Source organism: Pelomonas dachongensis, from assembly GCF_043555865.1.
In the GTDB taxonomy this organism is placed as follows: domain Bacteria; phylum Pseudomonadota; class Gammaproteobacteria; order Burkholderiales; family Burkholderiaceae_C; genus Pelomonas; species Pelomonas dachongensis.
On the sequence record NZ_JBIGHY010000007.1, the window covers coordinates 236932 to 259626 of the forward strand.

The 22695-nt window shown below is 71.1% G+C and carries 21 protein-coding genes; 13 read left to right on the forward strand and 8 right to left on the reverse strand.

The features are described 5' to 3' along the window. Positions 1–96 precede the first annotated feature (96 nt). From ACG02S_RS19315 to ACG02S_RS19330, 4 genes are all read right to left on the reverse strand, one after another. Positions 97–552: a YajG family lipoprotein gene (locus ACG02S_RS19315; RefSeq protein ID WP_394472119.1), complete on the reverse strand. Its 456-nt coding sequence runs from the start codon at positions 550–552 to the stop codon at positions 97–99. A 265-nt stretch (positions 553–817) separates the two neighbouring features. Next, a complete protein-coding gene (pepQ, locus tag ACG02S_RS19320; RefSeq protein WP_394472120.1) occupies positions 818–2140 on the reverse strand; it encodes a Xaa-Pro dipeptidase in 1323 nt (440 codons plus the stop codon). Positions 2141–2150: 10 nt separating this feature from the next. Continuing rightward, entirely contained in the window at positions 2151–2387 is a 237-nt protein-coding gene (locus tag ACG02S_RS19325) for a DUF1161 domain-containing protein (RefSeq protein ID WP_394472121.1), read from the reverse strand. Between the two features lie 90 nt (positions 2388–2477). Further along, positions 2478–3359 carry a LysR family transcriptional regulator gene (locus ACG02S_RS19330; protein ID WP_394472122.1) on the reverse strand — a complete coding sequence of 294 codons (882 nt, stop codon included), beginning with the start codon at positions 3357–3359 and terminating at the stop codon, positions 2478–2480. Between the two features lie 107 nt (positions 3360–3466). On the opposite strand from ACG02S_RS19330, the gene bla reads away from it, so the two are divergent. Beyond that, positions 3467–4378, forward strand: coding sequence for a class A beta-lactamase (gene bla / locus ACG02S_RS19335; RefSeq protein WP_394472123.1), 912 nt, complete (start codon positions 3467–3469; stop codon positions 4376–4378). A 6-nt stretch (positions 4379–4384) separates the two neighbouring features. Here the strand turns inward: bla and ACG02S_RS19340 are convergent, their stop codons facing one another. Beyond that, positions 4385–4954 carry a 5-formyltetrahydrofolate cyclo-ligase gene (locus ACG02S_RS19340; protein ID WP_394472124.1) on the reverse strand — a complete coding sequence of 190 codons (570 nt, stop codon included), beginning with the start codon at positions 4952–4954 and terminating at the stop codon, positions 4385–4387. A 25-nt stretch (positions 4955–4979) separates the two neighbouring features. On the opposite strand from ACG02S_RS19340, the gene ACG02S_RS19345 reads away from it, so the two are divergent. After that, positions 4980–5429, forward strand: coding sequence for a TfoX/Sxy family protein (locus tag ACG02S_RS19345; protein WP_394472125.1), 450 nt, complete (start codon positions 4980–4982; stop codon positions 5427–5429). Here the strand turns inward: ACG02S_RS19345 and ACG02S_RS19350 are convergent. Then, a complete protein-coding gene (locus ACG02S_RS19350) occupies positions 5358–5675 on the reverse strand; it encodes a DUF2917 domain-containing protein (RefSeq protein ID WP_394472126.1) in 318 nt (105 codons plus the stop codon). The two genes, ACG02S_RS19345 and ACG02S_RS19350, sit on opposite strands and share 72 nt — an antisense overlap. Positions 5676–5766: 91 nt before the next feature. Here ACG02S_RS19350 and ACG02S_RS19355 point away from each other — a divergent pair, with 91 nt between their 5' ends. Then, positions 5767–6726: a LysR substrate-binding domain-containing protein gene (locus ACG02S_RS19355; protein ID WP_394472127.1), complete on the forward strand. Its 960-nt coding sequence runs from the start codon at positions 5767–5769 to the stop codon at positions 6724–6726. Positions 6727–6732: 6 nt separating this feature from the next. Here ACG02S_RS19355 and ACG02S_RS19360 read toward each other — a convergent pair whose 3' ends face one another. Together ACG02S_RS19360 and ACG02S_RS19365 are read right to left on the reverse strand one after the other, a co-directional pair. Further along, on the reverse strand, positions 6733–8415 hold the full coding sequence (locus ACG02S_RS19360; RefSeq protein ID WP_394472128.1) for a cation:proton antiporter: 1683 nt from the start codon (positions 8413–8415) through the stop codon (positions 6733–6735). 184 nt (positions 8416–8599) lie between these two features. Then, the gene (locus ACG02S_RS19365) at positions 8600–9175 is read right to left on the reverse strand and encodes a 5-formyltetrahydrofolate cyclo-ligase (RefSeq protein WP_394472129.1); all 576 of its coding nucleotides are present in this window, start codon (positions 9173–9175) and stop codon (positions 8600–8602) included. A gap of 69 nt (positions 9176–9244) precedes the next feature. On the opposite strand from ACG02S_RS19365, the gene ACG02S_RS19370 reads away from it, so the two are divergent. The 10 genes from ACG02S_RS19370 to ACG02S_RS19415 all read left to right on the forward strand — a co-directional run bounded on the left by ACG02S_RS19370 (position 9245) and on the right by ACG02S_RS19415 (position 22695). Further along, the gene (locus tag ACG02S_RS19370; RefSeq protein ID WP_394472130.1) at positions 9245–11251 is read left to right on the forward strand and encodes a lytic transglycosylase domain-containing protein; all 2007 of its coding nucleotides are present in this window, start codon (positions 9245–9247) and stop codon (positions 11249–11251) included. A gap of 31 nt (positions 11252–11282) precedes the next feature. Further along, entirely contained in the window at positions 11283–12236 is a 954-nt protein-coding gene (locus tag ACG02S_RS19375) for a complex I NDUFA9 subunit family protein (protein WP_394472131.1), read from the forward strand. Between the two features lie 54 nt (positions 12237–12290). Next, the gene (locus ACG02S_RS19380; protein WP_394472132.1) at positions 12291–12974 is read left to right on the forward strand and encodes a glutathione S-transferase; all 684 of its coding nucleotides are present in this window, start codon (positions 12291–12293) and stop codon (positions 12972–12974) included. 75 nt (positions 12975–13049) lie between these two features. Further along, positions 13050–13358, forward strand: coding sequence for a DUF1272 domain-containing protein (locus ACG02S_RS19385; RefSeq protein WP_394472133.1), 309 nt, complete (start codon positions 13050–13052; stop codon positions 13356–13358). A gap of 96 nt (positions 13359–13454) precedes the next feature. Continuing rightward, positions 13455–13913 (forward strand): SRPBCC family protein, encoded by a 459-nt coding sequence (locus tag ACG02S_RS19390; RefSeq protein ID WP_394472134.1) that lies wholly within the window; start codon positions 13455–13457, stop codon positions 13911–13913. A gap of 31 nt (positions 13914–13944) precedes the next feature. Next, a complete protein-coding gene (locus ACG02S_RS19395; RefSeq protein WP_394472135.1) occupies positions 13945–15174 on the forward strand; it encodes a multifunctional CCA addition/repair protein in 1230 nt (409 codons plus the stop codon). Between the two features lie 129 nt (positions 15175–15303). Beyond that, a complete protein-coding gene (locus ACG02S_RS19400) occupies positions 15304–16839 on the forward strand; it encodes a methyl-accepting chemotaxis protein (protein ID WP_394472136.1) in 1536 nt (511 codons plus the stop codon). Positions 16840–16943: 104 nt separating this feature from the next. Next, the gene (locus ACG02S_RS19405) at positions 16944–18143 is read left to right on the forward strand and encodes an efflux RND transporter periplasmic adaptor subunit (RefSeq protein ID WP_394472137.1); all 1200 of its coding nucleotides are present in this window, start codon (positions 16944–16946) and stop codon (positions 18141–18143) included. 11 nt (positions 18144–18154) lie between these two features. Further along, complete coding sequence (locus tag ACG02S_RS19410) at positions 18155–21310, forward strand: efflux RND transporter permease subunit (protein WP_394472138.1); 3156 nt, start codon at positions 18155–18157, stop codon at positions 21308–21310. After that, a complete protein-coding gene (locus tag ACG02S_RS19415; RefSeq protein WP_394472139.1) occupies positions 21307–22695 on the forward strand; it encodes an efflux transporter outer membrane subunit in 1389 nt (462 codons plus the stop codon). The genes ACG02S_RS19410 and ACG02S_RS19415 overlap by 4 nt, the downstream gene beginning before the upstream one ends.

Below are 22695 nucleotides of genomic sequence, written 5' to 3' on the forward strand. Positions count from 1 at the left end.
ACGTCAAAGTTCAGGGCGCAACGCCGTATGGCGCAGCGCCCGTCCACCGCAAGTCAGGCCACGCCAGAATCTTGCCTGACGCGGCCTGAACTGAGCTCACTGCTCATAGCACTTGCCAGAAGGGTCAGCTTCGATCTGGATGAGATCGCCGCCACCGCCGCCCCAGACGTTGCCACCCGTGAAAATGAGGCAACCTTCGCCCTTGTACAGAACCTGCATGCGGCGCGCGTCGTTTCCGAAGTAGAAGGGGATCCACCGCTTGCCAGACTCATAGCTGTGCGATCGGTCTGGAGCGCGCCCAAAGACAGTTTGTACGTCGTCTGTGCTCATACCGATCTTGAGCTTTGAGAACCGTGATTCACGGGTGATGACACCCTTGACTTCCCCCGTGTACTTCCCGTCGATGGACTTGACCAGGCGCGGCGCGGCGCTCGATGAAACAACCGACTCGGCGGTCGGGCTGGGAGCCACTGGCGGTTGACTCGGCGAAGAGGCACACGCTGCGAGAAGGGCGGAGGTGCCAATGATGGCTACAGACTGGAGGAATTTCATGGGCTGGACGAAGTGGACGCCGGGGCGTGGTTGAGAACTGGGTGAGCAAAGCTCAGGTTGGTTTGCGCGGCCTAACTTTGGACATAACCGGCTCCGAAGCGTAGCGGAGGGCGCCAAGAAGCGCAGCTTTCCCGAGGCCGGCTGATGTAATGGTTAGCCACTATTCACAGCCGGGGTAGACGCGCCATGGGCGCGATGACCGAGGGTGTCTCCTCAAACTGCCTGCTCACGCCACCGCCAGCTATCGCCCGCGCGGGCCATGGCATCAGCCAGCAATGCCCGCGAACGCGTCCCGCGTCAGGTTCTCGGGCGCCTCGCCCGCGGCGCGGCAGGCCACGTCGTCTTCGATGCGGATGCCGCCGTAGCGCGACAGACGCTCGACCGCGTCCCAGTTCACATTCGCAGCCTGCTGTGATGCGCGCAGCTGGCGCAGCAGCGTCGGAATGAAGTACAGCCCCGGCTCGATGGTGACCACCATGCCGGCCTGCAGCGGGCGGGTCAGGCGCAGGTAGCGGTGGCCCTCGGGCTTGTCGGCCGTGCCGCCGGTCTCGGCCGCCATGAAGCCGCCCACGTCGTGCACCTGCAGGCCCAGCAGGTGGCCGATGCCGTGCGGGAAGAACGGTTTGGTAACGCCCTCGGCCACCATCGCTTCGTCGCTCATCTTGACGAGGCCGGCCTCGCGCAGCACGCGGGCGATGCGGCGATGCGTGCTGAGGTGGATGTCGCGGTAGTCCACGCCCTCGCGCACCTCGTCCACCAGCGCGAGCTGCTCCACCTCCATCGCCGCCACCAGCGCGGCGAACTCGTCGTGCCCGGGCGTCACCCAGGTGCGCGTGATGTCACTGGCGTAGCCGTTGACCTGCGCACCGGCGTCGATCAGGAAGCTGCGCGACTCGGCCGGCGGGCTCTCGGCCTGGTACTGGTAGTGCAGCACGGCCGCGTGCTCGTTCAGCCCCACGATGTTGCCGTACGGCAAGTCGCGGTCGGTGTGGCCGGTGGCCAGCAGGTAGGCGCGGTGGATGGCGGCCTCGCTGTCGCCGCGAAGGAAGGCCGCGCGCGCCGCATGATGGCCCGGCACGGCGCGGCTCTGGGCGGCGCGCATCTGCGCCAGCTCGTAGGGCGTCTTCACGCCGCGCGCCCAGTGCAGCAGGTTCAGCAGCGCCTCGGGATTGTTCGGCGCGATGCCAGGCAGCGCCGCATCGGGCTCGGCCACGATGGCGGTGCGCGGCGTGGCGCAGTCGGCCAGCGCCTGCGCCGCCTCGCCGGGCTCGCGGATGACCACCAGTTCCACCGCGTCCACCCATTCCCCGCTTGGCGCTTCGGGCGGCACATGCCAGTAGTCATCGGGCTGGTAGTAGACGACGCGCGGCTTGCGGCCCGGCCGCACCGCCAGCCACGAGTGCGGATGGCTGGTGAGCGGCAGCCAGTGCTTGAAGTGCGGGTTCGGCTGGAACAGGTAGGGCCGGTCGTCCAGGAAGGCGTACTTCTCGATGCCGGCGGCAATCAGCAGCGTGTCGAAGCCGCAGCGAGCCAAGGCCCTTTCGGCCTGTTGCTGCAGCGTGGCGAGGTGGTCGAGGTAGAGGCTCATACCGTGCTCCTCACTTGCGCACGTAGGTCAGCTTCTTGGTGCCGCCGTCGCAGCTGCCGATGACCTGCGCATCTCCCACCTTGTCGTTCTCGACCGCGGCAATCTCGTAGCCCTTCACGCCCTTCTCGTCCAGCTTCGCGGCGATCTCGGCCTTCAGTTCTTCGCAGGGCTTGGGCGCGGCCTGCACGGCCTGGGTCAGCAGCACGGCAGTGGCTGCGATCAGCAGCAGGGTGGGCTTGGTGGACATGGTGGTTTTGCTTGTGGCAGGGAGGTGGCGCCATTGTCCGGCAGCCGGCGTCGCTGCCGCCGCCACCGCCGCCGGTTCATCGCGACGTGCTCAGCCGCGAGCCGCCGCCGCGCACTCGGCGCGCAGCCACGCCGCGAAGGCGCGCATCGCTGCCGTGGGTTCGCGCGACAGCAACTGCGTGAGCCAGTAGCTGCCGGCATCCAGCGTCTGCGCGAACGGCTGCACCAGCCGGCCGGCGCGCAGCTCGCGCGCGAACATGCACGGCGGCGCGAGCGCCACGCCCTCGCCGCGCAGCGCCGCTTGCACCATCAGCGCCGAGGCGTCGAACACCGGCCCGCGCGCCGCCACGCGCGGCGCACCGGCCGCCGCCAGCCAGGCCGGCCAGTCGCCCTGGCGATAGGAGCGCAGCAGCGGCACGCGGGCCAGGTCTTCGGGCTGCTGCAGCTGCGCGGCCAGTGCCGGATCGCACAACGGGGCCAGCGGCGCGGCCAGCAGCGGCTCGGCCTCGACGCTGCGCCAGGCGCCGTCGCCAAAGCGGATGGCCAGGTCCAGCCCCTCGGCGGCCAGGTCGACCTTGTTGTTGTGCGTCTGCACGCGCAACTCGATGCGCGGATGCCCGGCGCGGAAGTCAGCCAGACGTTCCAGCAAAAAGCCCAGCGCGAACGTCCCGACGACACCCACGGTCAACACCTCGGCCGGCCCGCCCTCGCGCAACGCCGCCAGCGCCGCGCCCATGCGCTCGAAGGCCTGCGCCACGACGGGTGCCAGCGCTTCGCCCTCGTCGGTCAGCAGCAGACCGCGTGCATGGCGGCGGAACAGCACCCGGCCCAGCTGCGCCTCCAGCGCCTTGACCTGGTGGCTGACGGCCGCCTGCGTCACGCACAGCTCGTCGGCCGCGCGGCTCAGGTTCAGGTGGCGGGCTGCCGCCTCGAAGGCGCGCAGCCCGTTCAACGACACCCCATTCAGCGACAAGCTGATCCCCTTGAAAACTAAGAGCTGACCTCAGAAACCATCGATTGTGCCCAGCAGCCGTCTCTCCAGAGAATGCACCGCACCTGTTACCCACCCCGAGAAGAACTATGAGCCTCATCACCCGCCGCCAGGCGCTCGCCAGTACCACCGCTGCGGTGTTGCTGCCCGCCTTCACTGCTCCGGCCCGCGCCGAGGCCGACCATCCCGAGCTGCTGGCGCTGGAGCGCCGGGCTGGCGGCCGGCTCGGCGTGGCGGTGTTGGACACCGCCAGCGGCGCAAAGACCGGCCTGCGCCGCGATGAGCGCTTCGGCATGTGCTCCACCTTCAAGCTGCCGCTGGCCGGGCTGGTGCTGAAGGCCGCCGACGAGGGCCGACTGGCGCTGGACCAGTGGGTGGCCTACGGCGAGCAGGACATGGTTTCGCACGCGCCGGTCACGTCGCAGCACCTGAAGGCCGGTGGCATGACGGTGGGCGCGCTCGCCGAGGCCACGCAGGTCACCAGCGACAACCCGGCCGCCAATCTGCTGATCACGCTGCTGGGCGGCCCCGCGGCCATCACCGCGTCGCTGCGCGCGCTGGGCGACGCCCACACGCGGCTGGACCGCATGGAGCCCGAGATGAACCGGGTGTCGGGCGACGAAGTTCGCGACACCACCACGCCCGCCGCGATGGCACGCACGACGGCGCGCATGCTGCGCTCCGACTGGCTGTCGCCCGCGTCGCGCGAGCGGCTGGCTGGCTGGATGGTGGCCACGCAGACCGGCCGCAAGCGGCTGCGCGCGGGCCTGCCCGCCGCCTGGCGCGCCGGCGACAAGACCGGCACGGCCATGCACTCGAGCATGGCCGACAAGCTCAACGACGTGGCCATCGCCTGGCCCGATGCGCGGCAGGCCGTCGTCATCGCCGCCTACTACGACGCGCCGGGCCGGACCGGCCGCATGCGCGACGAGGACCAGGCCGTGCTGGCCGAGGTGGGCCGTATCGCCGCGGCCTGGTGGCAGGCGCTGCCGCGCCGCTGACGACGCTCAGCCCTCGCGGTCCCAGACGACGCCTTCTTCCGTCAGCATCGCGTCCAGCGGCACGTCCAGCGGGCTGGGCTTCAACAGCGGCAGAAAGCCATGCGCGTAGCCGATGCCCACGGCAGCCGGCCGCGGCTGCATCTCGGCCAGCGTCTTGTCCATGAAGCCGCCGCCGTAACCTAGCCGCAGGCCGCACGGACCGAAGCCCAGGCAGGGCACCAGCATCAGGTGCGGCTGGAAGGCCTCGGTGCCCTTGGGCTTGGGGATGTGGAAGGCGTCCTCCTCCATCGGGCAGCCGGGATACCAGACATGAAAGCGCAGCGTGCCGTGCTCCTTGTCCACCACCGGCAGGCCGATGCGGCGCTCGGGGTGGTTCTCGCCCCAGCGGTACAGCGTGGGCAGCGGGTCGAACTCGCCCTTGATGGGCCAGTAGGCGCCGATGGTCTTCTCCTGCCGGCGCAGGAGCCAGACGGCCAGCACCTCCTGCAGTTCCGCCGCCAAGTCCAGCCGGTTGGGCAGGGCCAGGCGTTGTTCGATCAGCTTGTGCCGAAGGGCAGCGCGGTCGTTCGCATCCATGGCCGTAGAGCTTACAGTGGCCGGCATGGATGCCCTCACCGACCTGTGCGTGGAGTTGCTGTCGCCGCTGGGGCCCGTGCGCACGCGGGCCATGTTCGGCGGCCGGGGCTTCTACGTGGACGGGCTGTTCATGGCTCTGATCGCGAACGGCGAGTTCTTCCTGAAAACCGACGACACGACGCGCGAGCGCTTCATCGCCGCCGGCTGCCGGCCGTTCAGCTTCGACACCAAGGACGGCGATCGCATCGTCATGAGCTACTTCAGCGCGCCGGAAGAAGCGCTGGAATCGCCGCCCTTGATGCTGCCGTGGGCGCGGCTCGCGTTCGAGGCCGCGCTGCGGGCGGCGAACGCCAAGGTGAAGAAAAAGCCTTCAGCCGCGGCCGTCGCGAAGCGGGCGGCCCAATCAGCGCCGGACAAATCCGCCGCCAAGCAGCCGGCGGCCCAGAAGAAAGCCGCCCGGACCCGCCGCCCCTGACGCCGGCGGCACCAGCAGCTCGAAGTCGGCCGCGGGCCAGCCCTCCAGCACCGCCGTGCGGCCGGCTGGCAGCGCGATGGCCTGGCCGGCCTCCAGCCAGTGGTCCTGGGCCGGCTCGTCGGTGGTGCCGGACAGCGTCAGCCACACCCGGCCGCAGGCCACCGCGAGCCGGCGTGCCTCGGCGCCAGCGGCCAGCGTCAGCGCCCGGCCGCCGCCTAGATGCCATGTGGATTGCGCATCGCTCATGATGTCTGCTCCTGGATTGATGTCAGCAATTTTGCTGAGGCAGCCCAGGTCGGTCCAATGATGCATGAGCGCGCATTGATACCATTTGCGCATGAATCAGCCCATCCGCCAACGCCCGCTTTCGGTCGGCCCGCTGCGCGCCTTCGAGGCCGTCGCGCGGCTGCTGTCCTTTCGCGGCGCAGCCGAGGAACTGAGCCTCACGCAGTCCGCCGTCAGCCGCCAGATCCAGTCGCTGGAAGAGGAGATCGGCTGCACGCTGTTCCTGCGCGGCACGCGCAAGGTGGAGCTGTCCGGCGACGGTGCGCAGCTGCTGCCCACCGCCATCGCGGTGCTGTCCCGGCTGGACCTGACGGTGCGCCAGATCCGCCGCTCGCGGGGCCGCAGCGTCGTCAACGTGACGACCTTCGCGTCTTTCGCGTCGCTGTGGCTGATCCCGCGGCTGTGCGAGTTCCAGCAGAATTTCCCGGAAATCGACATCCGCGTATCGGCACTGGACCGCCTGGCCGACCTTGACGACGGCGAGCACGACCTGGCCCTGCGCTACACCTCGGGCCACGACCTGGGCGCACCGGGCGAACTGATGTTCGAGGAGACCGTGTCGCCCGTGCTCAGCCCCTGGTACGCCGAAAGCACGCGCAACGGCCGCCTGCCCGTGCTGCGCCAGCCAGCCGACCTGGCCGCCCACGCGCTGACCGAGGAGGACGATCCGCGCCCCAGCGCCACCTACCTGAGCTGGCGGCGCTGGCTGACCGCCCAGGGCCAGGCCGAGCTGGAGCCGCTGCGCTGGATGTACTTCAACTTCACCTACCAGCAGATCCAGGCCGCGCTGGCCGGCCAGGGCGTGGCGCTGGCGCGGCTGCCACTGGTGCACGAGCAGCTGCAGCGTGGCGAGCTGATTGAGCCGTTCGGCCGCGCCGCGCGGCTGGGCAGCCCGTTCAGCTACTGGCTCATCACCGGCCCCAACGCGGCCCGCCGGCCCGAGGTGCAGCAGTTTGCCGACTGGGTGCGCGAGCAGGCGGCGCTCACGCGCAGCGCCCTGGCCGGCGTGTGAGCGGGGTCAGTGCGCAGGCACGGCGCTTGCGGGCGGCGCGTCGTTGACGACGCTGGCCAGCGCCTGCGCCAGCGCGTGCTGCGAGCGCACGACGTGCGTGACGCCCGCCTCGGCCAGCCACACGGCCTCTTCTTCCGTGTAGGCCAGCACGGCACAGCGCAGGCCGGGGTTGAGCTGGCGCGCCAGGTCCAGCAGCACCGGCACCCCGCGCACGTCGGCCAGTGCGACGACCAGCCAGGCGGCCTGCGCGATGTGCGCCTGCACCAGCGTCATCGCCTCGGACGCATCACCCAGCACGGCGGCCTGTCCTGAAGCGCGCAGCCGCTCGACGACGTCGCGGTCGCGGTCGACGACGACGACCGGCCTGCCACCCAGTTGCTGCAGCAGCGACTGGCCCACGCGGCCGTGCCCCACCAGCACGATCTGTCCGGCCAGCGACGTGTGCGGCGTGTCGGCCGGCAGCTCGGCCAGCGGGTCGTCGCGCGCCTCCAGCTTGCGCGCCCAGGCCGAGCGCGCCAGCACGAACCGCCGCAGCGGCTCCACGCCCGAGAACAGCAGCGGGTTCAGCGCGATGGACACGATGGCGCCAGCCACGACGAGGCTGTTGGCCTGCGCTGGCACCAAGCCCAGGCTCAGTCCGAGGCCCATCAGGATGAAGCTGAACTCGCCGATCTGCGCCAGGCTCACCGCCACCGTCAGCGCGGTGGACAGCGGGTACTTCAGCAGCAGCACCAACGCGCCGGCCGCCAGCGTCTTGCCCACCAGGATGACGGCCACCGTAGCCAGCACTGCGCCCGGCTGCTCGACGAGGATGAGCGGGTCGAACAGCATGCCCACCGCCACGAAGAACAGCACCGCGAACGCATCGCGCAGCGGCAGGCTCTCGTGCGCCGCGCGCTCGCTGAAGGCTGACTCGCGCAGCACCAGCCCGGCGAAGAACGCGCCCAGCGCCACGCTGACGCCGAACAGCGCCGCCGCACCCACGGCCAGGCCGATGGCCGCAGCGATGGTGGCCAGCGTGAACAGCTCGCGCGAGCCGGTGCGGTTGACCTGCCACAGCATCCACGGCAACAGGCGCCGCCCTGCGATCAGCATGACGGCGACGAACGCGGCCACTGCCAGCAACGTCGTCACGATGGTGATGGCCAGGTCGCTGCCGCTGGTAAGTGCGTCGCCCTGGCCGCCCAGCACCGGCATCAGCACCAGCGCCAGGACCATCGCCAGGTCCTCGACCACCAGCCAGCCCACCGCAATGCGGCCGTTGCCGGTGTGCAGCAGCTCGCGCGCCTCCAGCGCGCGCAGCAGCACCACCGTGCTGGCCACCGACAGCGCGAGGCCGAACACCACCGAAGCCGCCAGCGTCCAGCCCCACCACCCGTGCGCCAGCGCCGCGCCCATGGCCGTCGCCGCGGCCATCTGCACGATCGCGCCGGGCAGCGCGATGCCCTTCACCGACATCAGGTCGCCGACCGAGAAATGCAGACCCACGCCGAACATCAGCAGCATGACGCCCACTTCCGACAGCTGCTGCGCCAGATGCAGGTCCCCGACGAAGCCCGGCGTGTGCGGCCCGATCAGCACGCCGGCAAGCAGGTAGCCCACCAGCGCCGGCAACCGCGCCCATTGCGCCACCAGGCCCAGCACCAGCGCCAGGCCGAAGGCCGCGGCCAGCGTCGAGATCAGGGTCATGCCGTCGTGCATCGTGCGGGGGTCCTTTCAGCTTTTCATTGAGGTGTTGTGTTTCGGGCCGGACGCCGGGCCGCTCCCAAGCCGGCCCGTCTGGCGATGTGCGAGCGGCTCAATGCCGCGAGCATCGCCGTCCGCGCGAGGGACCGGCCAAGGTAGTCTCTTGGACGAAGGGCTTCATGGCATTTCAGTCAGGAGCGATCAGTTCGCGTTCGGTCAGGATCAATGTCAACGCGCGGTCGTGCGCCTCGACGGCAAAGTGGGTTTCGGCCGCCGAACCCGCCAGGCCCACGGTCGTCACGCCCGGGTGCTCGGCCAGCCAGCGGTCGAAGAAGCCCCCACCATACCCAAGCCGAAAGCCCTCGCGTGTGTAACCAACGCAGGGCACCAGCACCACGTCCGGCACGACGACGCCGCCGCTGGCGGTGGCGATGCCGAACTCGTCGCGCGCGGTGGGCTCGGCGCCGTCCCAGCGGCGATAGACCATGCCGACAGGGTCGCGCTGCGCGAACGGCAGCGCGCGCGGGAACGGCAGCACGCCGGGATCGAACTCGCCGGCCAACGGCCAATACACGCCCAGCAGCTCGGGCTCCAGCCGCTCCAGCAGCGCCGACAACGCGGCGCGCAGCGCATGCTCGGCCGCCTGGAAGGCCGGCGTCGCGGCAAATTCGCGGCGTGCGGCCAGCAGCTGGCGGCGCAGTTCGGAGCGGTCGGCGGGAGGGGCGGCGGTCATGGGCACGGTCGTCGTCAAGGGCGATTGCATTGGAACTCATGATGTATGCCGCCTCGGGGTAAATTGCCCGCGTTGGCAGTTGCGACGGGCATGGGTGAAATGAGTCGGCAGTTCGTGAATCGGTGGGGGCGCCAGGCGCTGGGTCTTTGGATGGCGGCGGTGCTGGCCGTGCCGGCAGCCTCCGCGCAGGCCGACCTCGCCCAGCAGGCCCGCGAGGCGTGGGTCAAACGCGACCGCGCACGCCTGGCGACGCTGGTGGAAGCCGCGCTGACGCAGCAACACCCGCTGGCCGGCTGGGTCGAGTACTTCGACCTGAACGCCCGCCTGCGCACCGTGCAGCAGGCTGAGATGGACGCGTTCTACGCGCGCTACCCGGCCAGCTATGTCGAGGACCGGCTGCGCAACGACTGGCTGCTGGAGCTGGGCCGGCGCCGCGACTGGACCGGCTTCAAGCGCGACCACGCGAGCTACCAGATGCGCGATGACCGCGAGGTCCATTGCTACACGCTGCTTGCCGAGCACGCCGGCGGTGGCAAGGTGTCGGCAGACGCCGCACGCGCCGCCTGGTTCGCACAGAAGGACGCCGACGAAGGCTGCCGCGCGCTGGCCGCGGCGATGGTGGACGCCGGCATCTTCAAGCACGACACGGTGTGGGACCGCGCCCGCCAGACCTTGGAGCAGAGCCGACCGGTGGCGGCACGCCAGGCCGTCGCGCTGCTTGACAGCAAGCCGCTGAGCCAGAAGCTGGCGGAACTGCAGGACAACGCCGGCCGCTACCTGACCCGCAAAGCCCGCCCCACCCCGCGCGCGGAGGCCGAGCTGACCACGCTGGCGCTGGCGCGCGTGGCCGCCAGCAATGCCGATCAGGCCGGCGACCTGCTGCGCGACAAATGGGGCAAGCTGCCAAAGGACCTGCAGGCGTGGCTGTGGGTGCAGATCGGCCGCCAGTCCGCGCTGCGGCTACAGGACGATGCGCTGGCCGCGTTCGACCGCGCGCAGCGGACCGCGCCCGACCTGGACTGGAGCGACGACATGCTCGCCTGGCGGGCGCGCGCCGCGCTGCGCGCCAAGCAGTGGCCCGTCGCGCTGCAGGCCATCGGGCAGATGAGCGCGGCCGAGCAGCGCGATCCCGCCTGGCAGTACTGGAAGGCCCGGGCCACCCGCATGCAGGGCGACAACACCGCGGCCCGCTCGCAGCTGACCGCGCTGGCCACCGCCCCGCAGGGCGGCGCGCTGAACTTCTTCGGCCGGCTGGCCATCGAGGAACTGGGCCTGCCCACCACGCTGCCGCCTCCACCCACGCCGCTGACGGCTGAGGAGCGCCGCGCCGCGCGCAGCCACCCGGGCCTGACACGCGCGCTGCAGCTCATGGCGCTGGGCCTGCGCAGCGAGGGCGTGCGCGAGTGGAACTTCTCGCTGCGCGGCATGAGCGACCGCCAGCTGCTGGCCGCCGCGCAGGAGGCCTGCGACCGCGAGATCTGGGACCGCTGCATCAACACCAGCGAACGCACCAAGGCGGAGGTCGACATCGCCCAGCGCTTCCCGACGCCGCACCGCGAGGAATTGCTGCGCGAGTCCCGCGCCAGCAGCATCGACCCGGCCTACGTCTTCGGCCTGATCCGCCAGGAGTCGCGCTTCGTCATGGACGCACGCTCGCACGTGGGTGCGTCCGGGCTGATGCAGGTCATGCCGGCCACGGCGAAATGGACGGCGAAGAAGATCGGCGTGCCTTACAGCACCGACCGGCACAACGACCGCGACTTCAACCTGCGCATCGGCACCAGCTATCTGAAACTGGTGCTGGACCGCTTCGACGGCGCGCAGGCACTGGCCGCGGCGGCCTACAACGCCGGCCCCGGCCGCCCCGCGCGCTGGCGCGACGGCCCGGTGCTGGACGCGGCCATCTGGGCCGAGAACATCCCGTTCAACGAGACCCGCGACTACGTGCGCAAGGTGCTGCTGGGCGGCACGTTGTACGCGCAGGTGCTGGGGCTGCCCGGCACATCGCTGCGCGCCCGACTGGGCACCACCGTGGGCCCGGCCAGCGCGCGTGGCGACGACGCCGTCGACGTGCCACCCGCCGCGGCCGGCGATGCGGCGCGCTGACCGCCAACCCCGGTATCTGCAAGGACTTGCCATGCCTTTTTCCGTGCTCATCCTCGGTGGCAGCGGCTTCGTGGGCCGCGCGCTGTGCGAGCAGCTGACGCGCCGCCTCGGCGCCGGTGTGCGCATCACGGTGCCCACGCGCCGCCTGCCGCATGCGCAGGCCGTGCAGAGCCTGCCCGGCGTGACCGTGCTGCAGGCCGACGTCTTCCGCGACCTGCCGGCCCTGGTGCCGGGCCATGATGCCGTCGTCAACCTCATCGCCATCCTGCAGGGCAGCGCGGCGGCCTTCGAGCACGCGCATGTGGAGCTGCCGCGGCGCCTCGTGGCTGCGCTCACCGGCCACGGCGCGAGCCGCGTGGTGCACGTCAGCGCGCTGGGCGTGGCCGAACACGCCCCGTCGCGCTACCTGCGCAGCAAGGCGGCTGGCGAGGCGGCGCTGCAGGTCGGCGCGCAGACCGCCGGGCTGGAGTTGAGCGTGCTGCGCCCCTCGCTGGTGTTCGGCCGTGAGGACAGCAGCGTCAACCTGTTCGCGCGGCTGCAGCGTCTGGCGCCGGTGCTACCGCTGGGCGGCGCCGACGCGCGCCTGCAGCCGGTGTGGGTGCAAGACCTGGCCCGCGCGCTGGTGGAAGTGCTGCTGCGCCCCGACAGCATCGGCCGCACCTACGAGATCGCCGGGCCGCGCGAGCTGACGCTGGCGCAGCTGGTGCGGCTGGCCGGCCGCAGCGCCGGCCACGAGCGGTCCGTGCTGCCGCTGCCCGGGCCGCTGGCCACGCTGCAGGCTTTGGTCATGGAGTGCCTGCCCGGCGAGCCGCTGCTGTCGCGCGACAACCTGGCCTCGCTGAGCGTGCCCAATGTGCCGTCGGGCGCGCTGCCAGGCCTGGCGGACCTGGACATCCAGCCCGCGGCACTGGAGGCGGTATTGCCCGGCTACCTGGCGCCCGGCGCCGGCATCGCGCGGCTGGATGCCTGGCGTGCGAGGCATTGATCCGATGCGCAATGCTCATCCCGCGCAACCTGCCACGCCGCTAGGCTTGCGGCCATGAAGCTCTACATCGGCAACAAGAACTACTCCTCCTGGTCCATGCGCAGCGGCGTGCTGCTGGCGGCCTTCGACATCCCGTTCGAGGAGGTCAAGCTGCGCTTCGACTTCAGCCCCGGTTCGGAGTGGCACCGCGTCATCCCCGGCATCAGCCCGACGAAACGCGTGCCCGCGCTGGTGGAGGACGACGGCTTCACGGTCTGGGACACGCTGGCCATCGCCGAGTACGTGGCCGACCGCCATCCCGAGCACGCCGTCTGGCCGCGTGATGCCCGGGCCCGCGCCCGCGCCCGCAGCCTGTGCGCCGAGATGCACGCCGGCTTCACGCGGCTGCGCACGGTCTGCCCGATGAACATCGAGGCCTTCTTCCCCGACATCGGCGCCCGGCTGTGGGCCGAGGACGAGGCCCTGCGCGCCGACGTGGCGCGTCTGGACGCCGCCTGGAGCGACGCGCTGGCGGCCAGCGGCGGCGTGTTCCTGTTCGGGTCGTTCGGCGCGGTGGACGCCTTCTTCGCGCCGGTGGCGGTTCGGCTGAGCCGTTTCGGCCTGCCGCTGTCCGACCGTGCCGCGGCCTACCGCGACGCGCTGCTGGCCCACCCGGCAGTGGAGGACTGGATCGCGGAGTCGCTGCGCGAGCAGCACTTCGTGCCTGAGGACGAGCCCTACCGGACATCAAGGACATGACGCCCCCACGCTCCACTTCGCTCGCTGCCCCTCGAGGGGTTGCCCAGTGCCTTCGGGCGGCGGGGCGGCCCTGAGATGCTTGAACTTCGCCCCTGCTGCGAGCACTGCGCGATCGCGCTGCCGCCCGAGTCGCCGGATGCCCGCATCTGCAGCTTCGAATGCACGTTCTGTGCGGACTGCGCCGACGGGGTGCTGCACAACGTCTGCCCCAACTGCGCCGGCGGCTTCACGCCGCGGCCCATCCGGCCGGCGCGCAACTGGAAGGGCGACAACTACCTGGGCGACTACCCCGCCAAGACAACGCCCAAGCACCGCCCGGCGGACCTGGAGGCGCATGCGCTGCTGGTGGAGTCGCTGAAGGGGCTGCCGCCCGAGCGGCGCTGATCGGCACCGGGCGGTCGGGACTGTCCCTGATGACGGGGGCAGCCCGCGCCGGCTGGCGCTCTAGCATGGCGCCATCGCACCGCCACGGAGTCCCGCATGCCCAAGCTCGAGACGCTGAAGTTCGAGATCCTCGTCGAGGCCGCGGTCGAACGGGTCCACGCGACCATGATCGACGACGCCGGCTACCGAGACTGGACCTCGGCGTTCGCGGAGGGCTCGTACTACCAGGGCTCCTGGAACGAAGGCGAGATCATCCGCTTCCTCGCTCCATCCGGCGACGGCATGATGGCGGAGATTGCCGAGCACCGCCCCGGCGCCTTCATCTCCATCCGCCACCTGGGCATGATCGAGCAAGGCATGGTGGACACCACCAGCGAAGCCGTGAAGGCCTGGGCGCCCTGCTACGAGAACTACCGCTTCGAGGCTGTGCCGCAGGGCACGCGGCTGGAGGTGGAGTTGCAGATGCCGTCGGACTTTGCCGACCACATGCGCGAAACCTGGCCGCGTGCATTGCTGCGCCTGAAGGTCTTGTGCGAGGGCGGCACACCGCGCTGACCACCCCGCCGGCCGCGCCGATACTGGCGCCATGGCAGCCCACTTCAAGACCTACCTCGTCGGCGGCGCCGTGCGCGACCGACTGCTGGGCCTGCCGGTGCAGGACCGCGACTGGGTCGTCGTCGGCGCGTCGCCGCAGGCGCTGATCGCCGCCGGCTACCAGGCCGTCGGCAAGGACTTTCCGGTTTTCCTGCACCCGCACACGCACGAGGAAGTGGCACTCGCACGCACCGAGCGCAAGACGGCCGCCGGCTACCACGGCTTCGCCTTCCACGCGGCGCCCGACGTCACGCTGGAGCAAGACCTGGCGCGGCGCGATCTCACCATAAACGCGATGGCCGAGGACGACACCGGCCAGGTCGTCGACCCCTACGGCGGCCAGCGCGACATCGCAGACCGCGTGCTGCGCCACGTATCGCCCGCCTTTGCCGAAGACCCGGTGCGCATCCTGCGGCTGGCCCGCTTCGCGGCGCGCTTTGCCGACTTCACGGTGGCGCCCGAGACCGTCGCGCTGATGCGTGACATGGTGGCCGCCGGCGAGGTGGACGCGCTGGTGGCCGAGCGCGTGTGGCAGGAGCTGTCGCGAGGGCTGATGGAAGCGAAGCCCTCGCGCATGTTCGAGGTGCTGCGCGAGGCCGGCGCATTGCAGAAGCTGCTGCCCGAGGTGGAAGCGCTGTTCGGCGTGCCGCAGCCCGAGGCGCATCACCCCGAGATCGACACCGGCATCCACCTGTTGATGGTGCTGGACCAGTGCGCACGCCTGGACGCACCGTTGACCGTGCGCTACGCCTGCCTGTGCCACGACCTCGGCAAGGGCACCACGCGCAAGGAAGAGCTGCCGCGCCACATCGCGCACGAGGTGCGCAGCGAAAAGCTGGCCCGCCAGGTCAGCGCGCGCTGGAGGGTGCCCAACGACTGCCGCGAGCTGGCCGAGCTGGTCGCGCGCGAGCACACGCATGTGCACCAAAGCGGCGGCTTCGGCGCCGAGGCGCGGCTGCGCCTGCTGGAGCGCTGCGATGCCTGGCGGCGGCCGCAGCGCTTCGCCGAGCTGCTGTGGGCCTGCGAGTGCGATGCCCGTGGCCGGCTGGGGCTGGAGGGCCGCGACTACCCGCAGCGCCAGCAGCTGCTGGACGACCTGGCCGCCACGCAGCAGGTGGACCTGGCCGCCGTCAGCGCCGCCGCCCTGGCGCGCGGCGCGCAGGGCCCGGACATTGGCCGCGCCGTGCAGCGCGCGCGGCTGCAGGCACTGCAAGCGGGCTGACAAGCACCGGCGCGGCGCATCCGCGCACCATCTTGCAGCTCGGCATCGCCCTAACGCCTCGTCGATACGGCTGGCATGCACCATGCAGTGGCATTGCAGCGGCCCGCCTCCGGGCCGATGGAGGTGGACATGAAGATCGGGCAACGGCTGATGCTGGCCTTCGGCTTGGTGCTGACCCTGTTGCTGGCGACCACGCTGGTGGCGTTGTTGAACCTGCGCGGCATCGGCGCGCTGAACCGCGAACTTGCGCAGAACACCTGGGTGAAAGCGGACGCCATCGCGACCATCGACACCACCACGCGCGCCAACGCGCGGCGCAATCTGGAGCTGGTGCTGGTGACCGACGCCACCGCGCTGGACCCGCTGTTCGCGGCCATCGCCACCAACAAGAAGACCATCGACGACGCATTCGCGGTGCTGGACGAGCGCATGGACGGCGCGGAGCGCGCCACGCTGACGACGCTGGCCGAGTTGCGCGGGCGGTACGTGAAGTCCTTCCAGGGCGTGGGCGCCCAGGTGCGCGCCGGCGAGCGCGACAAGGCGCGCGAGGTGCTGCTGGCCGAGACGCTGCCGCTGCTGGACGCGCTGCAGCAGCATATCCAGACGATCTCGAACGAGCAGAAGGCGGCCGTGCTGGCCGGGGCACAGGCCGGCGAGGCGCGCATCCGCTCGGCCACGCTGTGGCTGGCGGTGCTTGGCGCGGCGGCGCTGGCGGCAGGTGCGCTGTGCGCGTGGCGGGTGTCGCGCTCCATCACCGCGCCGCTGGCGGACGCGGTGCAGCTGGCCCGGGCCGTGGCCGACGGCGACCTCACCACGCGCATCGCGGCGACCCGCACCGACGAGACAGGCCAGCTGCTGGCTGCGCTGGCGACGATGAACGACAACCTCTCCACCCTCGTGGGCGGCGTGCGCGACAGCACGGAGAGCCTGGTCGTCTCGGCCAACGAGATTGCCAGCGGCAACCTGGACCTGTCCTCGCGCACGGAACAGCAGGCCGCGTCGCTGCAGCAGACGGCGGCCTCCATGGAGGAGCTGACCGGCACCGCACGCCAGAACGCCGACAACGCCAGCCAGTCCACCGCGCTGGCGGCCAGCACGCGCGACGTCGCCGAGCGCGGCGGCCAGCTGGCCGGCCAGATGGTGCAGACGATGGGCGAGATCCGCGCATCGGCCGACCGCATCGTGGACATCATCGGCCTCATCGACGGCATTGCGTTCCAGACCAACATCCTGGCGCTGAACGCGGCCGTCGAGGCGGCGCGGGCCGGCGAACAGGGCAAGGGATTCGCCGTCGTCGCCGCCGAGGTGCGCTCGCTGGCGCAGCGCTCGGCCGGCGCGGCCCGGGAGATCAAGACGCTGATCCACACAGCCGTCGAGAAGGTCGGCAGCGGCAGCCAGCTGGCCGCCGACACCGGCGCCACGATGCAGCAGATCGTCGACGGCGTGCGCCGCGTGTCGGCGCTGCTGGGCGAGATCAGCCACGCCAGCCAGGAGCAGACCACCGGCATCGAGCAGGTCAACCAGGCCGTCGCGCAGATGGACCAGGTCACGCAGCAGAACGCCGCGCTGGTCGAGGAAGCCGCCGCCGCGGCCGAGTCGATGAAGCACCAGACCCAGCGGCTGCAGCAAGCCATGGGCCGGTTCCACCTGGCGGACAGGCGCTGATCAGGATTTGCGCCGCTTCGCCTACGCGAGGAAGCACAAATCGCTACAGTCTGCGCCTTCGCCGGCGGACAGCTGGCAGCAAGCTTGGAAAGCCTGAGGCTGGCATGAGGGTGACGGGAACTGGACGGGCGGCAGCAACGGTGCTGGCGCTGGCGACTTGGGGGTTGGCCGGATGCGGCCAGGGCAGCAGCCCGCAGTCAGCCGCCGCACCGCCGCCACCCGAGGTGGGCGTGGTCACCGTGACGCCCGGCCGCGCCGACCTGTCGGCCGACCTGCCCGGCCGGCTGGAAGCCTTCCGCGTGGCGCAGGTGCGCGCCCGCGCGGCCGGCATCTTGAACAGGCGCCTGTTCACCGAGGGCTCGGACGTGAAGGCCGGCCAGCCGCTGTTCGAGATCGACGCCGCGCCTTACCGCGCGGCGTTGGCCTCCGCCCAGGCCCAGCTGGCCCGTGCCGAGGCCAACCTGCTGCAGGCACAGGCGCTGGCGGATCGCTACGCGCCGCTGGCCAGGAGCCAGGCCGTCAGCCAGCAAGAGGCGCTGAACGCGCAGGCGGCAGCCAAGCAGGCCGCAGCCGACGTGGCCTCCGGCAAGGCCGCCGTGCAGACGGCGCAGATCAACCTGGGCTACGCCACCGTCACGTCGCCGATTGCGGGCCGCATCGGCCGCGCGCTGGTCACCGAGGGCGCGCTGGTGGGCCAGGGCGAGGCCACGCCGCTGGCCGTGGTGCAGCAGGTCGACAGGCTGTACGTGAACTTCACGCAGTCAGCCGCCGAGGTCATGCGGCTGCGCCAGGCGCTGGTCGAGGGCCGGCTGCAGCGCTCCGGCAACGGCGAGTCCGCCAGGGTGCAGGTGCTGATGGAGGACGGCAGCGTCTACCCGCAAGCCGGCCGGCTGCTGTTCTCGGACCTCAGCGTGGATGCCAACACCGGCCAGATCACGCTGCGCGCGGAGCTGCCCAACCCGCAGGGGCTGCTGCTGCCGGGCCTGTACGTGCGCGTGCGACTGGCGCAGGCCGAGGTGGCCGGCGCGGTGTGGCTGCCGCAGCAGGCGGTGGCGCGCGGCGCGACGGGCGACACGGTGCTGGTCATCGCCGACGACGGAAGCATCAGCGCGCGCCCGGTCAAGCTGGGCCCGGCCCAGGGCGGCAAGGCGCTCGTGCTGGACGGCCTGAAGGCCGGCGAGAAGGTCATCGTCGACGGCCTGCAGAAGGCCAAGGCCGGCGGCAAGGGCCGCCCGGTGCCGTGGTCACCGGCGGGTGCGGCTTCCACGCCGGTGCCGGCTTCGGCCTCGGCCGCGTCGAAGTGAGGCGCTGACGCATGGCGCAGTTCTTCATCAACCGGCCCATCTTCGCGTGGGTCATCGCCCTGTTCATCCTGGTGCTGGGCGCCACGGCGGTCACGCAGCTGCCGATCTCGCAGTACCCGCCCGTGGCGCCGCCGGCCATCTCGCTGTCGGTCGTCTACCCCGGCGCGTCGGCGCAGACGCTGGAGGACAGCGTCATCAGCCTCATCGAGCGCGAGATGAACGGCTCGCCGGGCTTGATCTACATGGAGGCGTCCAGCCAGTCGGACGGCACCGGCTCCATCACGCTGAGCTTCGAGCCCGGCACCAACCCGGACCTGGCGCAGGTGGACGTCCAGAACCGCCTGGCCCGCGCCACGCCGCGGCTGCCGGCTGCCGTCATCCAGCAGGGCGTGCGGGTCGACAAGGCCAACCCCAACTTCCTGCTGTTCATCATCCTGTCCAGCAAGAACCCGGCGTTCGATCCCATCGCGCTGGGTGACTACGGTGCGCGCACCGTGCTGCCCGAGATCCAGCGCGTGCCCGGCGTGGGCCAGGCGCTGCTGTTTGGCACCGAGCGCGCGATGCGCATCTGGCTGGACCCCGCCAAGCTGGTCGGCTACCGGCTGGCGCCGGCCGACGTGAACGCGGCCATCCAGGCCCAGAACGCGCAGGTCAGCTCCGGCTCCATCGGCGACCTGCCCAACGTGCCGGGCCAGCCCGTCGCCGCCACGGTGGTGGTGCGCGGGCAGCTCAGCAGCGTTGAGCAGTTCGGCAACATCGTGCTGCGGGCCAACCCCGACGGCTCCACCGTGCGGTTGAAGGACGTGGCCCGCGTCGAGCTGGGCGCCGACAGCTACACCGGCCGCTCCACGCGGCTGAACGGCCGCCCCTCGGTGGGCGTGGGCGTGCAGCTGGCGCCCACGGCCAACGCGCTGCAGACTGCCAAGCTCATCAAGCAGCGGCTGAAAGAACTGCAGCCCTACTTCCCGCAGGGTGTGCAGGCCGACATCCCGTTCGACAGCTCGGTGTTCATCGACATCTCCATCTCGCAGGTCGTCGAGACGCTGATCGAGGCCGTAGTGCTGGTGTTTCTGGTGATGTTCCTGTTCCTGCAGAACATCCGGTACACCATCATCCCGACGCTGGTGGTGCCCATCGCGCTGCTGGGCAGCTTCGCCACGCTGCTGGCCCTGGGTTTCTCCATCAACGTGCTAACGATGTTCGGCATGGTGCTGGTGATCGGCATCGTGGTGGATGACGCCATCGTGGTGGTCGAGAACGTCGAGCGCATCATGAGCGAGGAGGGGCTGTCGCCACTCAAAGCCACGCGCAAGGCGATGAGCCAGATTTCCGGCGCCATCGTCGGCGTGACCGTCGTGCTGCTGTCGGTGTTCGCGCCGCTGGCGTTCTTCTCGGGCTCCATCGGCAACATCTACCGCCAGTTCGCGGCGGTGATGGTCAGCTCCATCGCGTTCTCGGCCTTCCTCGCGCTGTCGCTGACGCCGGCGCTGTGCGCCACGCTGCTGAAGCCGGTTCAGGCAGGCCACCACCACGAGAAGCGCGGCTTCTTCGGCTGGTTCAACCGCGCCTTCTCGCGCACCGCCAAGGGCTACGAGGGCTGGGTCGCCAGGCTCGTCCATCGCGGCGGGCGCATGTTCTTCGTCTACGCGGCCGTCATCGCGGTCGCGGCGCTGATGTTCCAGAAGCTGCCGACCTCGTTCGTGCCCAACGAGGACCAGGGCAACATCCTCGTCAACGTGCAGTTGCCGCCAGGCGCCACGCAGGCGCGCACGCTGGAGGTGGTCAAGCAGGTCGAGGACTACATGCTCGCGCAGCCCGAGGTGGAAAGCATGGTTGGCGTGGTCGGCTTCAGCTTCGCGGGCTCCGGGCAGAACGCCGGCCTGGCCTTCGTGACGCTGAAGCCATGGGACGAGCGCCACGGCGCCGAGCACTCGGCGCAAGGTCTGGTGACGCGTTCGTTCGCGGCGCTGAGCAAGGTGCGCGACGCCGTCATCTTCCCGACCAGCCCGCCGCCCATCCGCGACCTGGGCCGCGCCAACGGCTTCGCGTTCCGGCTGCAGGACCGCTCAGGCCACACGCGCGCCGAACTGCTGGCCGCGCGCAGCCAGCTGCTGGCCGCCGCCGCCAAGAACCCGCTGCTGGCGGCCGTGCGCCCTGACGGCCTCGAAGACGCCGCCCAGCTTGAGCTGAGCATCGACCGCGAACGCGCGCAGGCGCTGGGCATCAACGTCAGTGCCGTCAACGCGGTGCTGGGCACGTCGCTTGGCTCCAGCTACGTGAACGACTTCCCCAACGCCGGCCGCATGCAGCGCGTCATCGTGCAGGCCGACGCCCGGGCCCGCATGCAGCCCGAGGACCTGCTGCGCCTGAACGTGCTGAACAGCGCGGGGCAGCCGGTGCCGCTGGCGTCGTTCGCCAGCAGCCGGTGGATCACCGGCCCGCTGCAGACCGTGCGCTACAACGGGTACCCGACACTGCGCATTGCGGGCGAACCGGCCAAGGGCGTGTCTACCGGCACGGCCATGGCCGAGATGGAGAAGCTGGCCGCGCAGCTGCCCGACGGCTTCGGCTACGAGTGGACCGGCCAGTCGCGCGAGGAAAAGCTGTCTGGCTCCACTGCGGCGATCCTGTTCGGCTTCTCGCTGCTGGCCGTGTTCCTGTGTCTGGCCGCGCTGTACGAGAGCTGGAGCATCCCAGTCTCGGTGCTGCTGGTGGTGCCGCTGGGCATCCTGGGCGTGGTGCTTGGCGCCACCTTCCGCGGCCTGGAGAACGACGTCTACTTCAAGGTCGGCATGATCACCATCATCGGCCTGTCGGCCAAGAACGCGGTGCTCATCATCGAGTTCGCGAAAGACTTGCAGGCCCACGGCAAGAGTGTGTTCGAGGCCGTCATCGAGGCGGCGCACCTGCGCTTTCGGCCCATCGTCATGACGTCGCTGGCCTTCATCCTCGGCGTGCTGCCGCTGGTGCTGGCCAGCGGCGCCGGCTCGGCCAGCCAGCGCGCCATCGGCACCGGCGTGATGGGCGGCATGATCACCGCGACGGCCTTCGCCGTGTTCTTCGTGCCGGTGTTCTTCGTCGTCGTGCGGCGGTTCATGCCGGGCAGCGAACGCCAGCGCCGCCGCGACGCCCACGAGACCGAGGAAGAGAACGGAGGCCAGGCATGAAGCACGGCCTGACCCTCGTCGCCACGGCCGCACTGCTGGCCGCCTGCGCCGGCCCCGAGCCGAAGCAGCCCAGCGCCGCCGAAGCCGCGCAGGCCGCGCTGCCGGCCACCGGGTTCCCGAGCACCGGCGAAACGGCCAGTGCAGGCGCCACGCCGGCCGACGCCCTGCCCTGGGCTCAGGCCTTCAGGGGCGAGCGGCTGCAGCAGCTGATCCCGCTGGCGCTGGCCAACAACCGCGACTTGCGCGTGGCGGCCGCCAGCATCGAGAGCGCCCGCGCTGTGGCTGCCGCGCGCGACGCCGACCTGTGGCCCACCGTCAATGCCGGCCTCAGCGGCTCGCGCACGCCCAACGCCAGCGGCGGCATCACGAGCAACTACCAGGCCGGCATGCAGGTCAGCGCCTACGAGCTGGACCTGTTCGGCCGCCTGCGCGGCATCAGCGCCGCAGCCCAGGCCCAGCTGCTGGCCGCCGAGGCCAACCAGCAGGCCGTGCGCATCGCGCTGGTCGCCGCCGTCGCCACCACCGAGATCGCGCTCCAGGCCGACGAGGCGCTGCTGAAGATCACGCGCGACACGTTGGCCAGCCGCGAGCAGTCGCTGGACCTGGTCCGCCAGCGCTTCGAAGGCGGCATCACCAGCGAGATCGACCTGCGCACGGCCGAGTCGGCGCTGCAGGCGGCACGCGTGGCCTACGCCCAGACCCGCCGCCAGCGCGCGCTGGACCAGAACGCGCTGGTGCTGCTGCTGGGTGCCGCGCTGCCGGCCGACCTGCCCGCGCCCACCGGGCAACTGGCCGACTTCGAGCCCCTGGCCGAACTGCCCGCCGGCGTGCCCAGCGAGGTGCTGACGCGCCGGCCCGACATCCGCCAGGCCGAACAGCAGCTCGCCGCCGCCGACGCCAACATCGGCGCTGCGCGTGCGGCTTTCTTCCCGCGCATCACGCTGACCGGCAGCTTCGGCACGACCAGCAGCCAGCTCGACAACCTGTTCAGGAACTCGGCCTGGAGCTTCGCGCCGTCGCTGCTCCAGCCGCTGTTCGACGCCGGCCGCAACCGCGCCAACCTGGCCGCCGCGCGCGCGCAGCGCGACGCCGCGACGGCGCAGTACGAGAAGGCCGTGCAGAGCGCGTTCCGCGACGTGGCCGACGCGCTGGCCGGCCGCGCGACGCTGGCCGAGCAGCGCGCTGCCCAGGCCGCGCAGGTGGACGCCGAGGCCCGCCGCCTGGCGCTGGCCGACGAGCGCTACCGCGCCGGCATCGCCAGCTCGCTGGAGGTGCTGGACGCGCAGCGCTCTCTGTTCGCCGCCCAGCAGGCGTTGGTGCAGGTGCAGAGCGTGCGCGCGCAGAATCTGGTGGCCGTCTACCGTGTGCTGGGCGGAGGAGGCTGA

Coding starts and splice junctions, on each gene's coding strand:
- ACG02S_RS19400 (WP_394472136.1), top strand. CDS start 15,304: ATGAAGATCGGGCAACGGCTGATGCTGGCCTTCGGCTTGGTGCTGACC.
- ACG02S_RS19390 (WP_394472134.1), top strand. CDS start 13,455: ATGCCCAAGCTCGAGACGCTGAAGTTCGAGATCCTCGTCGAGGCCGCG.
- bla (WP_394472123.1), top strand. CDS start 3,467: ATGAGCCTCATCACCCGCCGCCAGGCGCTCGCCAGTACCACCGCTGCG.
- ACG02S_RS19365 (WP_394472129.1), bottom strand. CDS start 9,175: ATGCAATCGCCCTTGACGACGACCGTGCCCATGACCGCCGCCCCTCCC.
- ACG02S_RS19410 (WP_394472138.1), top strand. CDS start 18,155: ATGGCGCAGTTCTTCATCAACCGGCCCATCTTCGCGTGGGTCATCGCC.
- ACG02S_RS19395 (WP_394472135.1), top strand. CDS start 13,945: ATGGCAGCCCACTTCAAGACCTACCTCGTCGGCGGCGCCGTGCGCGAC.
- ACG02S_RS19405 (WP_394472137.1), top strand. CDS start 16,944: ATGAGGGTGACGGGAACTGGACGGGCGGCAGCAACGGTGCTGGCGCTG.
- ACG02S_RS19315 (WP_394472119.1), bottom strand. CDS start 552: ATGAAATTCCTCCAGTCTGTAGCCATCATTGGCACCTCCGCCCTTCTC.
- ACG02S_RS19375 (WP_394472131.1), top strand. CDS start 11,283: ATGCCTTTTTCCGTGCTCATCCTCGGTGGCAGCGGCTTCGTGGGCCGC.
- ACG02S_RS19325 (WP_394472121.1), bottom strand. CDS start 2,387: ATGTCCACCAAGCCCACCCTGCTGCTGATCGCAGCCACTGCCGTGCTG.
- ACG02S_RS19350 (WP_394472126.1), bottom strand. CDS start 5,675: ATGAGCGATGCGCAATCCACATGGCATCTAGGCGGCGGCCGGGCGCTG.
- ACG02S_RS19370 (WP_394472130.1), top strand. CDS start 9,245: ATGAGTCGGCAGTTCGTGAATCGGTGGGGGCGCCAGGCGCTGGGTCTT.
- ACG02S_RS19380 (WP_394472132.1), top strand. CDS start 12,291: ATGAAGCTCTACATCGGCAACAAGAACTACTCCTCCTGGTCCATGCGC.
- ACG02S_RS19340 (WP_394472124.1), bottom strand. CDS start 4,954: ATGGATGCGAACGACCGCGCTGCCCTTCGGCACAAGCTGATCGAACAA.
- ACG02S_RS19385 (WP_394472133.1), top strand. CDS start 13,050: ATGCTTGAACTTCGCCCCTGCTGCGAGCACTGCGCGATCGCGCTGCCG.
- ACG02S_RS19360 (WP_394472128.1), bottom strand. CDS start 8,415: ATGACCCTGATCTCGACGCTGGCCGCGGCCTTCGGCCTGGCGCTGGTG.
- pepQ (WP_394472120.1), bottom strand. CDS start 2,140: ATGAGCCTCTACCTCGACCACCTCGCCACGCTGCAGCAACAGGCCGAA.
- ACG02S_RS19415 (WP_394472139.1), top strand. CDS start 21,307: ATGAAGCACGGCCTGACCCTCGTCGCCACGGCCGCACTGCTGGCCGCC.
- ACG02S_RS19345 (WP_394472125.1), top strand. CDS start 4,980: ATGGATGCCCTCACCGACCTGTGCGTGGAGTTGCTGTCGCCGCTGGGG.
- ACG02S_RS19355 (WP_394472127.1), top strand. CDS start 5,767: ATGAATCAGCCCATCCGCCAACGCCCGCTTTCGGTCGGCCCGCTGCGC.